The sequence below is a fragment of the Chryseobacterium sp. YR221 genome (assembly GCF_900176315.1).
Classification (GTDB): Bacteria; Bacteroidota; Bacteroidia; order Flavobacteriales; family Weeksellaceae; genus Chryseobacterium; species Chryseobacterium rhizosphaerae.
This window is the reverse complement of record NZ_FWXM01000001.1, coordinates 128,637-146,953: the sequence shown is the minus strand read 5'-3', so window position 1 is coordinate 146,953 and position 18,317 is coordinate 128,637. Positions and strand designations below refer to the sequence as shown.

General features: G+C 35.1%; 21 protein-coding genes. 13 read left to right on the top strand and 8 right to left on the bottom strand.

Features of this window, described 5'->3' with window-relative positions; translation table 11 throughout:
• Positions 1 to 37: 37 nt before the first annotated feature.
• On the bottom strand, positions 38 to 409 hold the full coding sequence (locus B8967_RS00675) for a hypothetical protein (RefSeq protein ID WP_115918811.1): 372 nt from the start codon (positions 407 to 409) through the stop codon (positions 38 to 40).
• A 192-nt stretch (positions 410 to 601) separates the two neighbouring features.
• On the opposite strand from B8967_RS00675, the gene ffh reads away from it, so the two are divergent.
• On the top strand, positions 602 to 1,963 hold the full coding sequence (ffh, locus tag B8967_RS00670) for a signal recognition particle protein (RefSeq protein ID WP_047490925.1): 1,362 nt from the start codon (positions 602 to 604) through the stop codon (positions 1,961 to 1,963).
• A 70-nt stretch (positions 1,964 to 2,033) separates the two neighbouring features.
• Here the strand turns inward: ffh and B8967_RS00665 are convergent, their stop codons facing one another.
• The 6 genes from B8967_RS00665 to B8967_RS00640 form a co-directional block, all read right to left on the bottom strand.
• Positions 2,034 to 2,687 carry a porin family protein gene (locus B8967_RS00665; protein WP_052188668.1) on the bottom strand — a complete coding sequence of 218 codons (654 nt, stop codon included), beginning with the start codon at positions 2,685 to 2,687 and terminating at the stop codon, positions 2,034 to 2,036.
• 77 nt (positions 2,688 to 2,764) lie between these two features.
• Complete coding sequence (locus B8967_RS00660; protein ID WP_047490928.1) at positions 2,765 to 3,427, bottom strand: outer membrane beta-barrel protein; 663 nt, start codon at positions 3,425 to 3,427, stop codon at positions 2,765 to 2,767.
• 76 nt (positions 3,428 to 3,503) lie between these two features.
• The gene (locus B8967_RS00655; protein WP_047490931.1) at positions 3,504 to 4,154 is read right to left on the bottom strand and encodes an outer membrane beta-barrel protein; all 651 of its coding nucleotides are present in this window, start codon (positions 4,152 to 4,154) and stop codon (positions 3,504 to 3,506) included.
• A 527-nt stretch (positions 4,155 to 4,681) separates the two neighbouring features.
• Positions 4,682 to 5,179: a hypothetical protein gene (locus tag B8967_RS00650; protein WP_047490934.1), complete on the bottom strand. Its 498-nt coding sequence runs from the start codon at positions 5,177 to 5,179 to the stop codon at positions 4,682 to 4,684.
• A gap of 146 nt (positions 5,180 to 5,325) precedes the next feature.
• A complete protein-coding gene (locus tag B8967_RS00645) occupies positions 5,326 to 5,997 on the bottom strand; it encodes a porin family protein (RefSeq protein WP_047490935.1) in 672 nt (223 codons plus the stop codon).
• Between the two features lie 115 nt (positions 5,998 to 6,112).
• Positions 6,113 to 7,072, bottom strand: coding sequence for a PhoH family protein (locus B8967_RS00640; RefSeq protein WP_047490938.1), 960 nt, complete (start codon positions 7,070 to 7,072; stop codon positions 6,113 to 6,115).
• 131 nt (positions 7,073 to 7,203) lie between these two features.
• On the opposite strand from B8967_RS00640, the gene B8967_RS00635 reads away from it, so the two are divergent.
• The 10 genes from B8967_RS00635 to rplI all read left to right on the top strand — a co-directional run bounded on the left by B8967_RS00635 (position 7,204) and on the right by rplI (position 14,712).
• Positions 7,204 to 8,031 (top strand): SAM hydrolase/SAM-dependent halogenase family protein, encoded by an 828-nt coding sequence (locus B8967_RS00635; protein WP_047490941.1) that lies wholly within the window; start codon positions 7,204 to 7,206, stop codon positions 8,029 to 8,031.
• 63 nt (positions 8,032 to 8,094) lie between these two features.
• Positions 8,095 to 9,402, top strand: coding sequence for a dihydrolipoamide acetyltransferase family protein (locus tag B8967_RS00630; RefSeq protein ID WP_047490944.1), 1,308 nt, complete (start codon positions 8,095 to 8,097; stop codon positions 9,400 to 9,402).
• 258 nt (positions 9,403 to 9,660) lie between these two features.
• Positions 9,661 to 10,008, top strand: a complete 348-nt coding sequence (locus B8967_RS00620; RefSeq protein ID WP_084083884.1) for a hypothetical protein — start codon at positions 9,661 to 9,663, stop codon at positions 10,006 to 10,008.
• Between the two features lie 256 nt (positions 10,009 to 10,264).
• Complete coding sequence (locus B8967_RS00615; RefSeq protein ID WP_084083882.1) at positions 10,265 to 10,705, top strand: hypothetical protein; 441 nt, start codon at positions 10,265 to 10,267, stop codon at positions 10,703 to 10,705.
• Positions 10,680 to 11,060, top strand: a complete 381-nt coding sequence (locus B8967_RS00610) for a T9SS type A sorting domain-containing protein (RefSeq protein WP_084083881.1) — start codon at positions 10,680 to 10,682, stop codon at positions 11,058 to 11,060. Before B8967_RS00615 ends, B8967_RS00610 begins: the two co-directional genes overlap by 26 nt.
• 108 nt (positions 11,061 to 11,168) lie before the next feature.
• Entirely contained in the window at positions 11,169 to 11,603 is a 435-nt protein-coding gene (locus B8967_RS00605; protein ID WP_143330437.1) for a hypothetical protein, read from the top strand.
• Between the two features lie 248 nt (positions 11,604 to 11,851).
• Positions 11,852 to 13,204, top strand: coding sequence for a chloride channel protein (locus B8967_RS00600; protein ID WP_084083878.1), 1,353 nt, complete (start codon positions 11,852 to 11,854; stop codon positions 13,202 to 13,204).
• Between the two features lie 137 nt (positions 13,205 to 13,341).
• Positions 13,342 to 13,683, top strand: a complete 342-nt coding sequence (rpsF, locus tag B8967_RS00595) for a 30S ribosomal protein S6 (protein ID WP_047490958.1) — start codon at positions 13,342 to 13,344, stop codon at positions 13,681 to 13,683.
• Between the two features lie 32 nt (positions 13,684 to 13,715).
• Positions 13,716 to 14,018 carry a 30S ribosomal protein S18 gene (rpsR, locus tag B8967_RS00590; protein WP_034706728.1) on the top strand — a complete coding sequence of 101 codons (303 nt, stop codon included), beginning with the start codon at positions 13,716 to 13,718 and terminating at the stop codon, positions 14,016 to 14,018.
• Between the two features lie 181 nt (positions 14,019 to 14,199).
• The gene (rplI, locus tag B8967_RS00585) at positions 14,200 to 14,712 is read left to right on the top strand and encodes a 50S ribosomal protein L9 (protein WP_047490961.1); all 513 of its coding nucleotides are present in this window, start codon (positions 14,200 to 14,202) and stop codon (positions 14,710 to 14,712) included.
• A gap of 86 nt (positions 14,713 to 14,798) precedes the next feature.
• Here the strand turns inward: rplI and B8967_RS00580 are convergent, their stop codons facing one another.
• On the bottom strand, positions 14,799 to 15,602 hold the full coding sequence (locus B8967_RS00580) for a helix-turn-helix domain-containing protein (protein WP_047490965.1): 804 nt from the start codon (positions 15,600 to 15,602) through the stop codon (positions 14,799 to 14,801).
• A 136-nt stretch (positions 15,603 to 15,738) separates the two neighbouring features.
• Between B8967_RS00580 and B8967_RS00575 the strand changes: the two genes are divergently transcribed.
• Positions 15,739 to 17,076 (top strand): TolC family protein, encoded by a 1,338-nt coding sequence (locus B8967_RS00575; RefSeq protein ID WP_228405959.1) that lies wholly within the window; start codon positions 15,739 to 15,741, stop codon positions 17,074 to 17,076.
• A gap of 5 nt (positions 17,077 to 17,081) precedes the next feature.
• Entirely contained in the window at positions 17,082 to 18,128 is a 1,047-nt protein-coding gene (locus B8967_RS00570; protein WP_084083876.1) for an HlyD family secretion protein, read from the top strand.
• The last annotated feature ends 189 nt before the right edge of the window (positions 18,129 to 18,317 follow it).

Sequence of the window (18,317 nt, the reverse complement as noted above, 5' to 3'; positions counted from 1 at the left end):
AAAAATATGATATTTTTTCTATTTTCAATAAATAATTTTACTGTTTTTTATCATGATTAATTAGCTTGATCGCATAGTACGTAAGCAGCGTTGTCAGGACAAAATATGGGATTATAAAATGAAATTTATAGCCTGGGATGACTTCAAAGTTCAGTTTTTTTCTGATTAAGTACATCAAACCGAATTTTAAAAGGATCAATCCGATCACCGATAATCCTAAAAACTCCGGCGCTACTCTATTAATTAAAATAAGAAGTGTTACCATCATCATAAACATAACACTCAGGAAAAGGTAAAATTTTACAATAATAATTTCGTCCAGATGAAAAACAAATTTCCAAAGAGAAAAATGAATTAGAAATGTCAGAAAGAACAGGACGACAATTAAAATATTAGGATTAGATTTCATTTTATAATTTACTTTCACCTTGTCTTACTATATCAAGGTTTTTTTAGCTGATCACAAAAATAGACTTTTTCTATCGTATTATAATACGATTTGATATATATCATTTTTTCTCTATATATAATATTACGTGTATAGACTCTTTAGATATGCTAAAAATTCCTTATTTTTGCAAACCTATAATTTACAATACATATGTTTAATAGTTTACAGGATAAATTAGACAAGGCATTACATAATATTTCCGGACGTGGAAAAATTACCGAAATCAATGTAGCGGAGACCGTAAAGGAAATCCGTAGAGCATTGGTAGATGCTGACGTTAACTATAAAGTAGCAAAAGATCTTACTAAGAGAGTTCAGGATAAGGCATTAGGAGAAAATGTACTGACTTCTCTTACTCCGGGACAGTTGATGACCAAAATTGTTCATGATGAATTGGTAGATCTTATGGGAGGTTCTCAGGAAGGAATTAATCTTTCAGGAAAACCTACTGTAATTCTTATTGCCGGTCTTCAGGGATCTGGTAAGACTACATTCTCAGGAAAGCTTGCTAATTATTTACAGACAAAAAGAAATAAAAAACCTTTATTGGTAGCTTGTGACGTTTACCGTCCTGCTGCTATTGATCAGCTAAAAGTATTAGGAGGGCAGATTAATGTTCCTGTTTATACGGAAGAAGGTTCTACCAATCCGTCTACGATCGCTGAAAATGCAATCAATTTTGCAAAAGCCAACAACCACGATGTGGTTATTGTGGATACTGCAGGTCGTTTAGCGATTGATGAGCAGATGATGAACGAGATCAAGTCTGTACATTATTTCATCAAGCCACAGGAAACACTTTTCGTAGTAGACTCTATGACAGGTCAGGATGCTGTAAATACAGCAAAAGCATTCAACGATGCTTTAAATTTTGACGGAGTGGTGCTTACCAAATTAGATGGTGATACAAGAGGGGGTGCTGCATTAACGATCCGTTCTGTAGTAGAGAAGCCAATCAAATTTATTTCTACAGGAGAAAAAATGGAAGCTTTAGATCTTTTCTACCCTGAAAGGATGGCAGACAGAATTCTGGGAATGGGAGACGTTGTTTCCTTAGTAGAAAGAGCTCAGGAGCAGTTTGACGAAGAGGAAGCTAAGAAACTTCACAAAAAAATTGCTAAAAATGAGTTTGGTTTCGATGACTTCCTTAAGCAAATCAACCAGATCAAGAAGATGGGTAACATGAAGGATTTGATGGGAATGATTCCTGGAGTTGGGAAAGCAATCAAAGATGTAGAAATCAGTGATGATGCATTCAAGCATATTGAGGCTATCATCTACTCTATGACTCCTGACGAAAGAAGAAGACCTTCTATCATTAATACACAAAGAAAGAGCAGAATTGCTAAAGGAGCAGGAAGAAAGATAGAAGATGTGAATCAACTGATGAAACAATTCGATCAGATGGGTAAAATGATGAAGATGATGCAAGGACCTCAAGGAAAGCAAATGATGCAGATGATGAGCAAAATGCCTAATATGCCTGGAATGGGTGGCATGCTTGGAAAATAATTCAAACAACAATATGCATAAAAAACCTCTCAGAATTTCTTCTGAGAGGTTTTTATTTATTTAGATCTGTTTATTTAAACTTATATCCTAATCCGATCTGGAAGAAATTCATCTTCAGCTTTTCATCATTAACAGGATTTTTAAGCATATTAGTAAGTCCAAAACTATAACGGGCATCTACAAATAATCCTTTATAAACATTATAATCAGCTCCGAAGAACAAACCGAAATCCGTAGACTTCATATTATCATTAAAAGCTCTTTCAAGGAACTCCTCTCCTTCTCTGATGGCTCTTGGATCTGCCATAGCTCCACTTACTTCTATTTTGGCTGTAGTATTTGTCTTAAAGCTTACATACGGACCTGCATAGATTCCCAACTCAGGTGTTGCATAATATCTTGCTGATATAGGAATTAAAATCCTGTTAAAATTAAGCTTTTCAGTCACTTTAATATTGGAAGGAAATCCTACTTCGACTTTTCCACCTAAATTTGCATACTCAACTTCTCCCTGAACAGCAAATTTATCGTTGAATTTGTGTTCAACTAAAGCGCCTACATAAAATCCGGATTTAGATTTTAAACTTCCACTTACCCCTTCAAATTCAGGATCTTCATTGGAGTTTAGTTTTGATAATGCATAACCGGCTTTTACCCCGAATTTTGTCTGCGCATTCAACCCTGCAACAAGCGCAAGCGCTGACACTAAAAGAATTTTTTTCATGATTATTATATTTAATTTCTATTTGAAATAAAGCTCAAAAATAAACTTTTCCCGCTTTACTTATATTATTTTGTTTTTTATTTTGCAAACACGTATTTAACTCCAAAAGTCACAGAAGATAAATCCAGTCCGAATTTATAACTATTCCTACTGACAGCTCCCTCATAGTCTCCTTTATATCTATTATATCCAAATTCTCCCAGGGTAGCTTCAATACTCCAGTTTTTGTTAAGGAAATAATCTAGACCAGGCTTGATATTAACCCCGATATGAGTATAATTATTTTTCTGGGAACCAAAATAATAAAGAATAGGATCTCCTCCGTTACCAGAGCTGGTTGCTTCTATTTTAGACTGACCAAACTCCAACGGCACCTGTAATTGGCCAAAGATGTATAACTTTTCAGACAAAGTCCAGTACTTTCTAATAAACGGAGCTACCACAAATGCATTATCCGTGTCTTTAATTTCAAGTATATTACTTACACCAACATCCCCAACTTTATATTTTGTAACGGCACTTTTATACCCCACTCCTAATCCTACAGCCAAATTTGTATCGATGAAGTATCCTGCAGTGGGAAGAATTTTAAAAACATCATCCTTTCTCAGGTTGTTGAATTCATTGCTTTCATTGTGACGATACTCTACCTGTCCGGAAAGATAAGTTGTTCCCTTAGTAATTTGGGCATTAGAAAAACTGAAAAGAGCGACAGCTCCTGCCAATAATAGTTTTTTCATGATTATTATATTTTAATTTAAATAGTAAAAAAGCCCCAAGAAATTCTCAGGGCTTCATTGCTATATGCTTTGTTTATTATTTTGCAAATACATACTTAACTCCGAAAGTTACAGAAGATAAATTCAATCCGAATTTATAGTCGTTTACTCTCTTAGCTCCGTCAACATCTACTTTAGAAGTATTGTATCCGAATTCACCGATAGTAGCTTCGATAGACCAGTTTTTGTTTAAGAAATAATCTAAACCTGGCTTAACGTTAACTCCGATAGAAGTGAAGTTGTTTTTAGTAGAAGTAGATGTAGTAGCAGTAGTTCCTCCAACAGTAGTTGTAGAAGTTGCTTCATCTTTATTTTGACCAAATACCATTGGTACTTCTAATTGACCGAAGATATATAATTTCTCACCAACAGTCCAGTATTTTCTTACAAATGGAGCTACAACAAATCCAGAAACAGTTTCTTTTGCATCTACAGTAGTTGCACCAATTGTAGAAACAGTTTTTGTGTTATCATTTTTGTAACCTAAACCTAAACCTACTGCTAAGTTAGTATCTACGAAATATCCTACAGTTGGAAGAACTTTGTAGCTCTCAACTTTTTTATCTGTATTGTTATTTTCAGTTTGAGAATAACCTACTTGACCTGATAAATATGTAGTTCCTTTAGCAATCTGAGCGTTTGATAAACCAAAAAGTGCAACAGCACCCGCTAATAATATTTTTTTCATTTTAAAAAATTTTAATACTTTCTGAGGGCAAATTTACAGTGGCCTCCACGAATATTAAAATTTGTTAACGTGATTAATATCATTGTTAAATATTGATCTTTTGTAAACATAAATCGTAGTCAACAAACCTTTTTGATTTTTTCACAATATTATGAATAAAAAAATTTCAATTCTTCAATTAGAGGTCGATATCTTTGCTCTTTATGATTTGTCATTTTTGTCAAAAATAATACCCCAGTAAGAATTTTTGTTAAAATTAATAACGTAAAATATTAACATATAATTAATTAACTCTTAAAAATTAAACAAATGTTTATGAATTTTTAGAAAAAGTCCAACTCTCCTTTTGAGAATTATATTTAAAAAATTCACAATAACCCTCAGAAAGTAAGTTTAATAGAACTTTAAGAATATTCTATATATCGCTGTATCCTGGAGCATTATTAATCTGAAGAAATAGACTTGATGATGAGAAATAAGAAACTCTGGCTTTTGGCCAGAGTCTGCTATACTGTTTTTAAACTTTCTTATTTCAAAAAGAAGTTGTATCCAAGGTTTACTGCTCCTACATTCCAGCTATAAGAACCCCATCCCACTTTTCTACTGTTACTGATTGACTGGTATCCTAAGTACAACTCTCCTTTAGACATTTGATATCCGAATTTTGGCTGTGCATAGAAACCTCCGTCCATACCATCTTTTGTAGAAATACCATATCCAAGGTCTAACCCTACAAAGATAGGAGCACCAGAAAATTTATACTTACCGGATACTGCTACCGGAATAAATCCGAAATCATCAAAATTGTCTTTTCCAAAGAAATGAGAATATCCTGTTGTAACTCCAAGGTCAAGACCTTTTGTAATATTCCACATATACGCAGCGTCTACACCTAATGTAAATGAAGAAATATCACTTGCATCAGATACAGGAACACCAATATGTCCACCTAGTTTAAAACCTTCCTGTGCTTGAGCAGCACCTCCTAAAAGTGCAAAAGCACCAATTAATAATAGCTTTTTCATTTATTTGACTAGCGTTTGAATTATGGTGCAAAAATACTAATTATTTCTATGATAAGCTAAACCACTAAGAATGATATTATGTAAAATAAAAAAAGCAGAACAAATTTGTTCTGCTTTATATCTTGATAGATTAAAATCTTAAAAAATTAGTTTCCTCCGAATTTGAAACCGATACCTACTTGCAGGAAGCTGTTCGTTAATTTTCCGTCTCCTGAATCTTTTGCCAGGTTAGAAACACCGTAGTTGTATCTTGCATCAAAGAACAATCCGTTTTCCAAAGCATATTCCGCACCGATGAAAGGAGCAATATTCAAAGTATTTACCTGATCTTTGATATCTACTTTATCTCCTAACCCAAATTCAGCAGCAAGTTCTCCCGGAATCTCCGCTCCTCCTGTTACTTCATATTTTGCTTTAGCAGTAAGGATAATACCAAAACTTGCACCAGCAGAAACAGCTAAATTTTCAGTAATAAAATATTTAGCAGATACAGGAATCAATAAAGTACCGAAAGTCGTTTTTGCTTTTACACGAACATTTCCGTCGAAATCTCCTTCAAATGCACCTGTTTCGTCTACTTTTCCTCCAAGTGGCGAATATAAAACTTCCCCCTGAATTCCGAATTTGTCTCCGAATTTATGCTCAACCAAACCTCCTACATAGAATGTATGCATTGGATCTGAACTCTCAGATTGGCCATCAGCCTTCATTTTCAACGTAGATAAAGAATATCCGGCTTTAGCTCCAAATTTTGTTTCCTGAGCGTTTACATTTGCTCCCATGACAGCTACTGCTGCAATAAGTAAAAGTTTTTTCATTGTAATTAGTCTTTAATTTTAGGTCTGCAAAACTAATTATTTTTTTCTATTAAACAAATTTTAAAGAATAAAACAAACGTTAATAGAAGGTTAATGGAAACTTTTTTACATGAAATTAGTCATTTCTCAGTCTTTTTTCCTCATCATTATATGCCAGGATAATTTTTCTTACCACAGGGTGTCTTACCACATCTTCTTCCGTAAGATGCACAAACCCAATTTCTTTTACTCCTCCTAAGATTCTCATTGCCTCTTTCAATCCGGACTGCTGATTTTTTGGAAGGTCAATCTGGCTTGGATCTCCGGTAATGATAAACTTAGCATTCATCCCCATTCTCGTCAAAAACATTTTCATCTGAGCATGCGTGGTATTTTGCGCTTCATCAAGGATAACAAAAGCTTCATCCAGAGTACGTCCTCTCATAAAAGCCAGGGGTGCTACCTCGATTATTTTTTTCTCCATGTAACCTTCAAGCTTTTCATGAGGGATCATATCGCGAAGCGCATCATATAAAGGCTGTAAATAAGGATCCAGTTTTTCTTTAAGATCTCCCGGTAAAAAACCAAGGCTCTCCCCTGCTTCTACTGCAGGTCTTGTGAGAACAATTCTTTTTACCTCTTTATCTCTTAAAGCCCTTGCAGCTAGTGCCACACTGGTATATGTTTTTCCGGTTCCCGCAGGACCAATTGCAAAAACCATATCTTTTTTCTCTGTTTCCTTAACCAGTTTTTTAAGATTGGTGGTTTTCGCTTTTATTATTTTTCCATTGACTCCCTTTACAATAATATCCTGATCAAAAATCAGTTGTTTCTCATTTTCGTCTTTAATATTGAGAATATTTTCAACATCTTTAAGCTGTATCGAATTGTTTTTAGAAATAAAACTGACGATATCATCCAGTTTTTGCTTCAATATGTCTAAAACCTCCTGATTTCCCATCGCAAAGATAAAATGATCTCTTCCTGTAATTTTAAGAGTGGGGAAGCTTGATTTTATTAAGTTGAAATATTGGTTACTAACTCCATAGAAGATTTTCAAATCAGTATCTTCCAAATCATAGGTTAATTCAAACATGCAGTATTTTTATTTTAGATTTTAAAATTAAAGCTTTTTTTCAAATTTATATCAAATTCTTTTCAACAATCTTTCGGGCATTCTTTTTATTTTAAATAACTTTGCAATACTTCACTATTCTAAAATTGCTCATGTCAATTATTACCCTTACTTCGGATTTCGGAAATTTAGATTACAGAGTTTCGGCTGTGAAAGGCAAAATTCTGTCTCTAAACCCTGAGGTTAATATTGTTGATATAACCCACGATATCCAGGCATTCAACCTTATACAAACTTCATACATTGTAAGAAATGCCTATAAATACTTTCCAAAAGGAACCATACATATCCTTGCGGTAGACAGTTTTTTCAACAAATCAAGAAAAAATATTCTTTACAAAGCAGATGGCTCTTACTTTCTGGCAGCAGACAACGGTCTTTTAAGTCTTATCTTTTTTGACATCAAACCTGAAGCGATCTATGAGATTACGCTGAATAACCGTTTTGATGATATCATAGACTTCACCTCTACTGATATTTTTGTTCCTGCAGCCGTACATCTTGCAAACGGAGGACTCCCGGAGGTCATTGGACGGAAAATAGAAACCACTAAGCAGCTGATGTTCCCAAGACCTGTCCTTAATGAATCTGAGGGAATGATTATTGGGGAGGTTACCTATATTGATAATTTCGGAAATATAATTTCAAATATCAGCAAAGATTTCTTCGAAAGTGCAGGCAAAGCCTATACAAGTTTTACCATAAAATTCAGAAATCTCACCCTTTCAAGAATTTTTTCAAGCCATACGGAAGTCGTTTCCGATTGGGAAAGGGAGACAGAATTCCATGGGCAATCCGCAGCGATCTTCAATGACAGTCAGCTTTTGGAACTTACCATCTATAAAGGGAGCAAGAAAAATGGGGCCAAAAGCCTGTTTGGATTGAATGTAGGCGAGAATATCTATATTGAATTCTCCTAAAATTATATATTTCATAAAAAAACCGATTTTTTTTATATATTTGTCAAAATCTAAAAATCAAAAATGGCAGAATACAAATTATTGCTTCCTTCCATGGGAGAAGGGGTTATGGAAGCGACAATTATCACTTGGTTATTCAATGAAGGTGATAACGTAAAAGAAGATGACTCTGTAGTAGAAATTGCAACAGATAAAGTAGATTCAGACGTTCCGACACCAGTTTCGGGGAAAATTGTAAAAATTTTAAAGCAAAAAGATGAAGTTGCCAAAGTTGGTGAAGCCATTGCTATTTTAGAAATCGAAGGAGAAGGCACTTCATCAGAAGAAGTAAAAACGGAAACTCCGGCTGCTACTCCGGACACTGAAACATTAAAAACAATTGAAGAGCCATTACAAACTGTAGCTGCTTCAAATGTAGAATTCTCAGGAGACCTTTATTTATCTCCACTTGTAAAATCAATTGCACAACAAGAAAACATTTCTGAAACTGAACTGAAGTCTATCAAAGGAAGCGGTTTGGAAGGAAGAATTACCAAAGAAGATATATTAGCCTATGTAGCGAACAGAGGAAACCAGCCGGCTCAGCAAGCAGCTCCGGTACAGGCAGCTTCCGCTCCGAAACCGGCAGTATCTGCTCCGGCAGCTACAGTTCCGGTAAGCGCAGGTGATGAGATCATTCCAATGGACAGAATGAGAAAGATCATCGCTGAAAATATGGTGAAAGCAAAACATATTGCTCCACACGTTACTTCTTTCATAGAAACAGACGTTACCAACGTTGTAAAATGGAGAAACAAAAACAAAGCAATCTTCGAAAAACGTGAAGGTGAAAAACTGACGTTCATGCCTATTTTCGTGAAAGCGATTGTAAAAGCAATTCAAGACTTCCCGATGATCAACGTTTCTATCAGTGGAGACAATATCATCAAAAAGAAAAACATCAATATTGGTATGGCTACTGCCCTTCCTGACGGAAACCTTATTGTTCCTGTTATTAAAAATGCAGATCAGTTATCACTGTCAGGTCTTGCAAAAGCAATCAATGATCTGGCTTACAGAGCAAGAAATAAAAAATTAAGACCGGAAGATACACAAGGAGCTACATATACCATCTCTAATGTAGGAAGCTTTGGAAACCTTATGGGAACTCCAATTATTCCCCAGCCTCAGGTTGCTATTTTAGCAATTGGAGCTATCGTTAAGAAACCTGCGGTTCTTGAAACAGCAGACGGAGATGTGATTGCGATCAGAAACTTAATGTTCATGTCTCACTCTTATGACCACAGAGTAGTAGACGGATCTTTAGGAGGAATGATGCTGAAACATGTACATGACTATCTTGAAAACTGGGATCTGAACACGGAGATATAAAAGCAGAAGATACTTCCTTTAAAATTTAACCAGAAAACAATAGTCTAACCAACACTTAAACAGATATTACATGAAAAATGCAACTCTAATTGCAATAATTTCACTAAGCCTCATTATTCTTATTGATCTTATTCAGTTTATTTCCAGTTTTTTTGAGTTTTACTCTATGGAGCTGTTTCGCGTTTTTGGTGTTTTAAATCTTATCTGTTTTATGGGAATTCTACAGTTTTTCGTTAAATTATACAATAAACAAAAGGAATGAATCGTGAGCTCAGGGAACTTTTTGAAATAAAACAGGACGAAGAAAAAAGTATTCAACCTACTGGCCAAAACGTAAAAAAACATATTTTGATACGTCTTGCAGTACTTATTTTTGGAAGTGTTGCTTTTTTAATTGCCATGAGCCAGGCCAAAGGCTGGGATGTTCTGGGTTACCTTTTCCTTATGATGATATTTCATGCCGTATGGCTGCTTTTCATCATTATTGAAATGGTCATTCTTCAGGGCAGCGAAAAACTTAAACTGAGGAATGTAAATTTAATTTTCACCCTTGTTCTCTTATTGATTTATGGCATAGGAAGTGCCATCGTCTTCAGCGGATCTTAAAATAAACTACAACAGGCTTTCATTTTTGAAAGCCTGTTTTGTATTATAATGACATTTGTTTTTTATAGATACATTCTATCAATTCTTTCAAAAATTATTCTATTTTTGCACCAGATTTTAATTAAGACACTAATCGGTGTTTAAATACTTTTTTTCAAGATGCAAATTCCTTTCTGAAAAAATGAGTAAGTCTCACCATTTCCCTTACAAATAATAATTCTCTAAGAAAAAGAGAAGAACTAAAAACAATTATACCATGAAAAAAATGATGTTTTCGGCGGCATTTGTAGCTGCCAGCTTTATGTTTGGTCAACAAATCACATTACAACATTCCTTTACAGCCGGAGAAAAAGCATTCGCATTTGCAAAAGGAAATAATATGGTTTATATCACTCAGGGAAGTGGAAACAGTCTGAAAATCTACAATTCAGATTTTGTATTAATTAAAACAGCGAATTTCGCTTTACCAACCGGATACACATTAGATATCTGGTATGATTCCGAACAATATCCGTATGCTATATCCAGACATATTTTCAACACTGACGATAATCTGGAGTTTTTGATATCAGCTAAAGCATCTTCTGCAACATCTCCAGCCGGTGTTCACACAAAACTACTTCTGGTTAATGAAAATGGGGCTATACTAAAAGATTTCCTGCCCAATACTAATGTCACTTTTTTTTGGAAATTATAATGTATTCCACGATTCTGTCTCTAATACCAATAAGATTATTATTGAAACCTGGGACAATAACAACAATCAGATATACGACGTCTATGGTTTACCCACATCAGTATTGTCTTCCAAGGAAATTCAGAATGTAACAAAACTGTCTGCCTTTCCTATCCCAACAAGTAAAATACTCCATATTTCAAATCCGGAAAACGGAAGTAATACAGTAGAAATCTATGATATGACCGGAAGCAGGATGCTAACCAAAAATTTCGGATCTTCGGACACTACTATTTCCGTTGATGTTGAAAACTTGCCTAAAGGAATTTACTTTTATAAAATTGGAGCGCTAAGCTCTAAGTTTATCAAAAACTAAAATATCAGAATCTCACTCCGTAACGAGTGAGATTTTTTTCAATTTTATTACTAAAAAATCGATGTTAAGAATTTCTTATGCTATAGAATAGTTTTATCTTTAAGACAAATGTATCAAACCATGGAGCTGGATTTCAGGAAATTATTGATTACGAAACTATTCGACTTTTCTAAAGAAGAGGAAACCCTGATTTTTAAGGTGTATGATACCCTGTTTGAAATTTACAATATTTCGGTGATAGAAATTGAAAACTCACCTTATCATCAATTCATCTCTGATAAAACAGATCTTCTGAAAACACCTAAGATCTGCTATTATATCACCAACAAAAGCAATACTACCTCCTTTTATCTTTTTATCATCAATAGAATTGGTACAACATTTCGGGGAGCCCGCTCTACCGATAAAGAGGATACTTTAGAAATTTGGGGCTTGAAAAAGCTGGAAGAAGACTTTGAATTCATTTCCATTCATAAAAAAAAAATTAGCAGACAGCATTGCAGGAATTTTCAACAGCCCTACCCTTCTTTTCAAAGAGAATAAGGATTTTAAAAATTTCTATGTTTGGGGAAGCAATCTCTATAAAACGATGAAATTTTTAAGCCCGACACGCAAGAAAATTATACAATCATTTCCCGATAAGGATTTTAGACTTGAAGTTAAAAATACTATTTTAAGTATTGGGATTCCAAAAAAAAATAAGTGTAAATAATACCCTATCTATCGCAAAATTTTTAGAGGAAATATAAATCTCAAAATTTTACCGTAATTTCATCCCAGAAAATAGACAAATGCTGAAAATCCTTGCTTTTATACGGAGATCCGTTAAAAAATCTTTTGACAATATTCGGAATGAGCAGCTAAAATATAATCTGCTTCAAGCCATTCCCTTCTGGATAGGATCTGTTATTACCGGTTTTTTTGCTGTATTGTATGCCAAAATATTTGCATGGGGTGAAAACCTCATGAATTTTATCTTTAACTGGCAGGCGTGGATGATTTTCATTATAGCCCCTGCCGGATTCGTACTTTCCTGGTGGCTGGTAAAAGAATTCGCTCCTAATGCTAAAGGAAGTGGTATTCCACAGGTAATGGCAGCAGTAGAACTCGCCAATCCGAAGGAACATAAAAAGATCAGAAGCCTTTTAAGTCTTAAAATTATTTTTTTCAAAATCCTGTCTTCTGTCGTTTTAGTGATTGGAGGAGGTGCCGTAGGGCGTGAAGGTCCCACAATTCAGATTGCAGGTTCTGTTTTCAGAAAAGTAAACGAATACCTTCCTGAATGGTGGCCGAAAATTTCCAAAAAAAATATGATTATGACCGGAGCTGCTGCCGGACTTGCTGCTGCTTTCAACACTCCGTTGGGTGGAATTGTATTTGCAGTAGAAGAACTTTCAAAAACCCATATCAATTATTTTAAAACGGCTTTATTTACAGCCGTTATTATTGCCGGCCTTACCGCACAAACATTAGCCGGATCTTATCTCTATTTGGGATATCCGAAAACACATGATGTTTCTTTACTCATTATGTTCCCTATTGTCCTTGTAGCGGCAACTGCAGGTATTCTTGCAAGCCAGCTTTCCGTTATTATGCTTAAAATCAATAGCTGGAAAAAGAAAAAACTGAAAACAGATAAAGCCACGGTGCTGTTCCTTATTATTTGCGCCCTGATTATAGCCTCTATCGCTTACTTTATTAACAGGGAAATTCTGGGTTCAGGAAAAGAGATTATGGAACGTGTTCTTTTCACCAAAGATAAACATGAAGACTGGTATGTCCCGATTTTAAGAATGCTTGGCCCTGCCCTCTCTTTTACATCAGGAGGTGCAGGTGGTATTTTTGCACCGGCTCTCAGTGCCGGAGCAAGCATAGGTTCTGTAATCTCAGGAGCTATCCACCTAACACCCAACGAAACCAATGTTGTGATTCTCGCCGGCATGGTTGCTTTTCTGACAGGAATTACCAGAGCTCCGTTTACTTCAGCAATTATCGTTCTGGAAATGACCGACAGACATTCCTTAATTTTCCACCTTATGCTTGCCGGAATGGTATCTTCTATTGCCTCTATTTTAGTAAGCAGACATTCGCTATATGATGTACTGAAGGTTAATTTTTTAACGGAAATCCGGGAAAAAGATTAGTTTAGACTTAAATCCTACACCCCTTTCCTCTCTTATCTCAACTTTTAGCCCTCAATTATTTCACCTCTACTCTTGTATATTATAAATATATTTTCTAATTTTGCACCTCGAAATAATTAACAAATTCATTTAACATTATGAACAATTACGAAACTGTTTTCATTTTAACTCCCGTTCTATCTGAATCACAGGTAGAGGAAGCAGTGAACAAGTATGTAGATCTTTTAAAAGAAAAGAACTGCGAAATCGTTGCTAAAGAAAACTGGGGATTAAAAAAATTAGCTTATCCGATCCAATTAAAAAAGAACGGATTCTACACTTTAATCGAGTTTAAAGGAGAAGGAACTATCGTTGGCGATTTAGAATTAGCATTCAAACGTGACGAAAGAGTAATCCGTTACCTTACAACAAAACTTGATAAGCATGCTATTGAGTACGCTGTAACTAGAAGAACTAAAGTAAAAGCAGCTAAAGCTTAATTAATTAACCCTATTTTTTAAAACGACAAGACATGGCAATAGATGAAATGGCTAAACAAGCCTCAGCTGGAGGAGAATCAGAAGTAAAATTCCTTACTCCGCTTGATATCAATACAAAATCTGAAAAGAAATATTGTAGATTCAAAAAATACGGAATTAAGCACGTTGATTACAAAGATGCTGATTTCTTATTACAGTTCGTTAACGAGCAAGGTAAAATTTTACCAAGAAGATACACTGGTACTTCTTTAAAATACCAAAGAAAAGTTTCTGCTGCTATTAAAAGAGCAAGACACTTATCTTTATTACCATACGTAGCTGACTTATTAAAGTAAGATATAAAAGAAACAAGAAGAAAGAGAAAAGACTTCGGTCATTTTCTCTTTTTTTAAGTTGCTGAATAAATAATTAATTCTAACGATTTTTAGATTAAAGGAAAGAAATAATTTTTAAGACACCTGTCTTTTTTCTTTTTTCTTTGTTCTTTTCTCTAAAACTAAAAAACGGACAACAACAATGGAAATTATCCTAAAAAAAGACGTAGAAAACTTAGGACTTGAGTTTGATACAGTAAACGTAAAGCCAGGTTATGCTAGAAACTTCTTAATCCCTCAAGGATTTGCACTTTTAGCTACACCTAAAAACAAAGCAACTTTAGAAGCAACTTTAGAAGCTAGAAAAGAAGAAGAAGCTAAATTAATCGCTACTGCAAACACTGTAGTTGAGCAATTAAAGAAAACTTCTATTACTATTCCTGCAAAAGTAGGTTCTGGAGACAAATTATTCGGATCTATCAACAATGGAGATCTTTCTGCTGCTCTTGCTAAGGCTGGAGTTTCTGTAGAGAAGAAATACATCAAAATCCCAGGAAACACTATTAAAAGAACTGGTAAAGTTACGGCTAACATCAGACTACACAGAAATGTTGAATACAATTTCGAATTCGATATCGTTTCTGACGCTCCTCCTGCTCCAGCAGCTCCGGCTCCTGCAAAGAAGGAAGCTCCTAAAACTGAAGAAGAAGCTTAATAAGCCCATTTCTACATATACTAAACCACTTCATCTGAAGTGGTTTTTTTGTGCAGTATATCCAGCCTTCCTGTTCTGGGAACCGTTTACTTATCGCCTCTCAGTTTCTGTTGGTATTCCGTAGGAGGCACCCCTATTATTTTTTTGAAAATATTGCTAAAAGAAGATAAGCTATTGTAGCCCACCATCATCGCTATTTCATACATATTGTATTTTCCTTCCAGCATAAGTTCAAGGGAACGGGTAATCCTTAAAGCTCTTAAAAAACGGACGTAATTCATCCCTAAAATCTCTTTAAACTTCCTCGACAGGGTTCTTGTACTCATTCCGAATTCTTTAGCCGTAGATTCAATGCTAAGTGGCTTCTCAAGGTTGGCATGAATGTACTTTGCAATTTTCAGCAGTGTTTCATCTTTTGGAAAGGGATGCTGAACCGGAAATGCCAGTTTTTTATCAATAGTTTCGGAAAGAACACCCTTTAAAGCTTTAAGAAAATTATACTGAGAGCCATCATTTTTTGTGATTTTCCCATCCCATTCTTTTGTATATAAAATCATTTCCCGGAGTAAGTTATTAACCGAATAGATATTAATTTCATCAAAACGGCCATTCTCCTCCGCCTCTTTTTTAAAATAGAAATTATACAAATCTACTTTCGGACTGGTAGAGAAAATATAATGGGGTGTTCCGGCCGGAATCCACATAAAGCATCTTGCCGGAAGATACCAGTGTTTCAGTTCTGTGAAAACGTGTACAATACCTCCTTCTGCATAGATTAATTGTGCAGAACTGTGGTAATGAATATCTGTAGTCACATTTCCCGTAAGCACATGATATACATAAAATTCGGCATCTTCTTCTTCTACTGCTTTAAAATGACTATCATTCATAGGGTAAAGATAAGAAGAAATTTCAAATTGGCGTAAATGAGCAAATCTTTTTCTGTTTTCACAAATAGGGTCATATGCTAGTGATCGTAACTTTGCTGCATCAAAATCATTTTAGCAAAAATCCTTTAAATAAATTATGAATATGATATTTAACGCATGTAAATATCAATGCATCGCGTTGTGCTTATTATTGGTAAGCAACCTTTTACATACACAAATGATCGATTATCAGCATCTCAGCTTGCAACAGGCTGTAGGCATTGGTCTGAAAAACAACAAGAACATTCTGATCAGCCATTTAAAACAGGAAATGTCTGTTACCAAAGAGAAAGATCTTAAAATGGAAAAACTTCCGGACATTGAGTTTCATACCAGCTATAATCAGGTGACCAATCTTTTTCAGCATCAAAACGGTGTATTCAATGAAGCTACAAAATATGACGTCATCAACGGAATGTATGATTTTACCTTATCAGCTTCAATCCCGGTATATATGGGAGGAAGAATAAAAAATACGGAAAAGAAAGCAGCTATTGACACTGAAATTTCAGGTTTGAGAACTCATCTGGATGAAAGACAGCTTACCATGGAGATTATTACTGCTTTTCTACAGATCCATCATTTAAAAGAACAGCAGAGCCTTATTAATGATAAAATGAAAGAAGATTCTGTGAATATCAAACAGGTAAAAGCATTAAAGGCCAATGGTGTAGTTACGGTGAATGAGGTACTGAGAACTTCTTTACAACTATCCAACCACAAAATGAGCTGGACAGAACTTGACAATGATGTTCAGATTGCAGAACATAAGCTGAAAACCATTCTTTCTCTTCCGGAAAGCCAGGAAATGCATGCAGATACAGAAGATCTGATCTCTGATACGGTGACTATTCCTTACCTTGAAGAACTTACTGAAACCGCTTTACACAAAAATGAATCTGTAGACATTACACACAAGAATCTTTCTCTGAAAGAACTGGACCGGAAGATCACCAAAGCCAATTATTTACCTAAAATTACGGCAGGGGGTGAATATTTCTTAAAATATCCGAATATGATGTTTTTCCCTCCGGAACCCTATGCCTACCGTTTGGGAATGCTTGGAGTGAATCTCACCTACCCTATAGAAAACCTGTATAAAAATAAATACAGGATGCAGGAAGCGAAAGAGAATATTGATCTGGCAAAACTTCAGATTGAAGAGAATGATGAGAAGATCCGACACAGTGTATATGAAGCCTACAAAAAGTTTGAAGAAACTGATCAGAAAGTAAAAATAGCTGAAGAGGCTATTGATCAGGCTAAAGAAAACTATCGTATTGTAAGGACAAAATATGCCAATAAATTAAGTCTGATCACCGAGCTCATTGATGCCGATAATACTTATCTGGAAGCTGAATCCAATCTTATTTCTGTAAAAATTAACCGACAACTAAAATACTACCAACTCCAATATACGATTGGAAACTTATAAAAACTATGGCAAAGAAAGAACTGACACAAAAGGAAAAAAGAATCAACAAGACCATTACTTTACTGGCCTGGATCCTGATCATCAGCGGAATTACCGGAATGGTGAGTTTTTATCTGTTTTCAAGGAAAAATGTAACCACCAATGATGCTCAAATCGAACAATATATTACTCCTGTATCCAGTAAAGTCTCAGGATTCATCAAAACGATCAGATTCAATGAAAATCAATTTGTACATCAAGGTGATACACTGATCGTAATAGACAACAGGGAATTTGTAAACCAGGTAAAAGTAGCAGAAGCCAATCTTCATACGACGACTGAAAATATTACAACCATTCAAAGTGGGGTGAGCACCAAAGAAAGCGATACCAAAATCATTGATGCCAAAATAGCTTCAGCCAAAATAGACATCTGGAAAACTGAACAAGACTATAAAAGATATAAAAACCTGCTATCGGAAGATGCTGCTACAGAACAGGAATTTGAAAATGTAAAGGCTTCCTATGAGCAGGCTAAAGCCAATCTCATGGCATTGGATCAGCAGAAAAATGCGGTCAGAGCCGGAGCCAATGAACAACAGACCAAGGTTGCACCGGCCAAAAGCCAGATCCAGCAGAGTTCTGCCAACTTAAATAATGCCAAACTTTTCCTTTCATATACTGTTATTACTGCACCTTACGATGGATGGGTGGGTAAAAAAACAATTCAGGAAGGGCAACTAATCAAGGAAGGTCAGGCCTTGGTACAGATGGTCAGCAAAGAAAAATGGATCATTGCCAATTATAAAGAAACCCAGCTTGGACAGATTGACCAGAAGCAGGAAGTGACCATTACAGCAGATGCGTATCCCGATATTGAATTCAAAGGAAGGGTTGTTTCTGTTTCACCGGCATCAGGATCTCAATTTTCCCTGGTAAAGCCTGACAATGCTACCGGAAACTTTGTGAAAATAGAACAGAGGTTTCCCGTGAAAATTATCCTTGATCACAATAAAGATAATGAAAAACTGCTTTCCGGAATGAATGTTCTGGTAAGTGCGAAGAAGATATAGTTTGAGAGTATTAGGGTTTGAGAATACTAGAGTATTAGAATGCAAAATCATACTTCTTTTTATTTTCCAATCATCATATTTCAAATTTTCAAATTAATGTTAGATTTTTTTAGCGAAAAGGCAAGACCGCAAAAATCACAGATCTGCTTATTTTTTTACTGAGCATATTTGTCATTTTACCTTTTACTT

Excerpts from the sequence above, each read along its gene's own strand:
- rpsF (WP_047490958.1), top strand. The coding sequence starts at position 13,342 with ATGAACAATTACGAAACTGTTTTCATTTTAACTCCCGTTCTATCTGAA.
- B8967_RS00645 (WP_047490935.1), bottom strand. The coding sequence starts at position 5,997 with ATGAAAAAACTTTTACTTATTGCAGCAGTAGCTGTCATGGGAGCAAAT.
- B8967_RS00660 (WP_047490928.1), bottom strand. The coding sequence starts at position 3,427 with ATGAAAAAACTATTATTGGCAGGAGCTGTCGCTCTTTTCAGTTTTTCT.
- B8967_RS00600 (WP_084083878.1), top strand. The coding sequence starts at position 11,852 with ATGCTGAAAATCCTTGCTTTTATACGGAGATCCGTTAAAAAATCTTTT.
- B8967_RS00640 (WP_047490938.1), bottom strand. The coding sequence starts at position 7,072 with ATGTTTGAATTAACCTATGATTTGGAAGATACTGATTTGAAAATCTTC.
- B8967_RS00675 (WP_115918811.1), bottom strand. The coding sequence starts at position 409 with ATGAAATCTAATCCTAATATTTTAATTGTCGTCCTGTTCTTTCTGACA.
- B8967_RS00650 (WP_047490934.1), bottom strand. The coding sequence starts at position 5,179 with ATGAAAAAGCTATTATTAATTGGTGCTTTTGCACTTTTAGGAGGTGCT.
- B8967_RS00665 (WP_052188668.1), bottom strand. The coding sequence starts at position 2,687 with ATGAAAAAAATTCTTTTAGTGTCAGCGCTTGCGCTTGTTGCAGGGTTG.
- B8967_RS00620 (WP_084083884.1), top strand. The coding sequence starts at position 9,661 with ATGAATCGTGAGCTCAGGGAACTTTTTGAAATAAAACAGGACGAAGAA.
- B8967_RS00570 (WP_084083876.1), top strand. The coding sequence starts at position 17,082 with ATGGCAAAGAAAGAACTGACACAAAAGGAAAAAAGAATCAACAAGACC.
- B8967_RS00630 (WP_047490944.1), top strand. The coding sequence starts at position 8,095 with ATGGCAGAATACAAATTATTGCTTCCTTCCATGGGAGAAGGGGTTATG.
- rpsR (WP_034706728.1), top strand. The coding sequence starts at position 13,716 with ATGGCAATAGATGAAATGGCTAAACAAGCCTCAGCTGGAGGAGAATCA.
- B8967_RS00575 (WP_228405959.1), top strand. The coding sequence starts at position 15,739 with ATGAATATGATATTTAACGCATGTAAATATCAATGCATCGCGTTGTGC.
- B8967_RS00580 (WP_047490965.1), bottom strand. The coding sequence starts at position 15,602 with ATGAATGATAGTCATTTTAAAGCAGTAGAAGAAGAAGATGCCGAATTT.
- B8967_RS00615 (WP_084083882.1), top strand. The coding sequence starts at position 10,265 with ATGAAAAAAATGATGTTTTCGGCGGCATTTGTAGCTGCCAGCTTTATG.
- ffh (WP_047490925.1), top strand. The coding sequence starts at position 602 with ATGTTTAATAGTTTACAGGATAAATTAGACAAGGCATTACATAATATT.
- rplI (WP_047490961.1), top strand. The coding sequence starts at position 14,200 with ATGGAAATTATCCTAAAAAAAGACGTAGAAAACTTAGGACTTGAGTTT.
- B8967_RS00605 (WP_143330437.1), top strand. The coding sequence starts at position 11,169 with ATGTATCAAACCATGGAGCTGGATTTCAGGAAATTATTGATTACGAAA.
- B8967_RS00610 (WP_084083881.1), top strand. The coding sequence starts at position 10,680 with ATGTCACTTTTTTTTGGAAATTATAATGTATTCCACGATTCTGTCTCT.
- B8967_RS00635 (WP_047490941.1), top strand. The coding sequence starts at position 7,204 with ATGTCAATTATTACCCTTACTTCGGATTTCGGAAATTTAGATTACAGA.
- B8967_RS00655 (WP_047490931.1), bottom strand. The coding sequence starts at position 4,154 with ATGAAAAAAATATTATTAGCGGGTGCTGTTGCACTTTTTGGTTTATCA.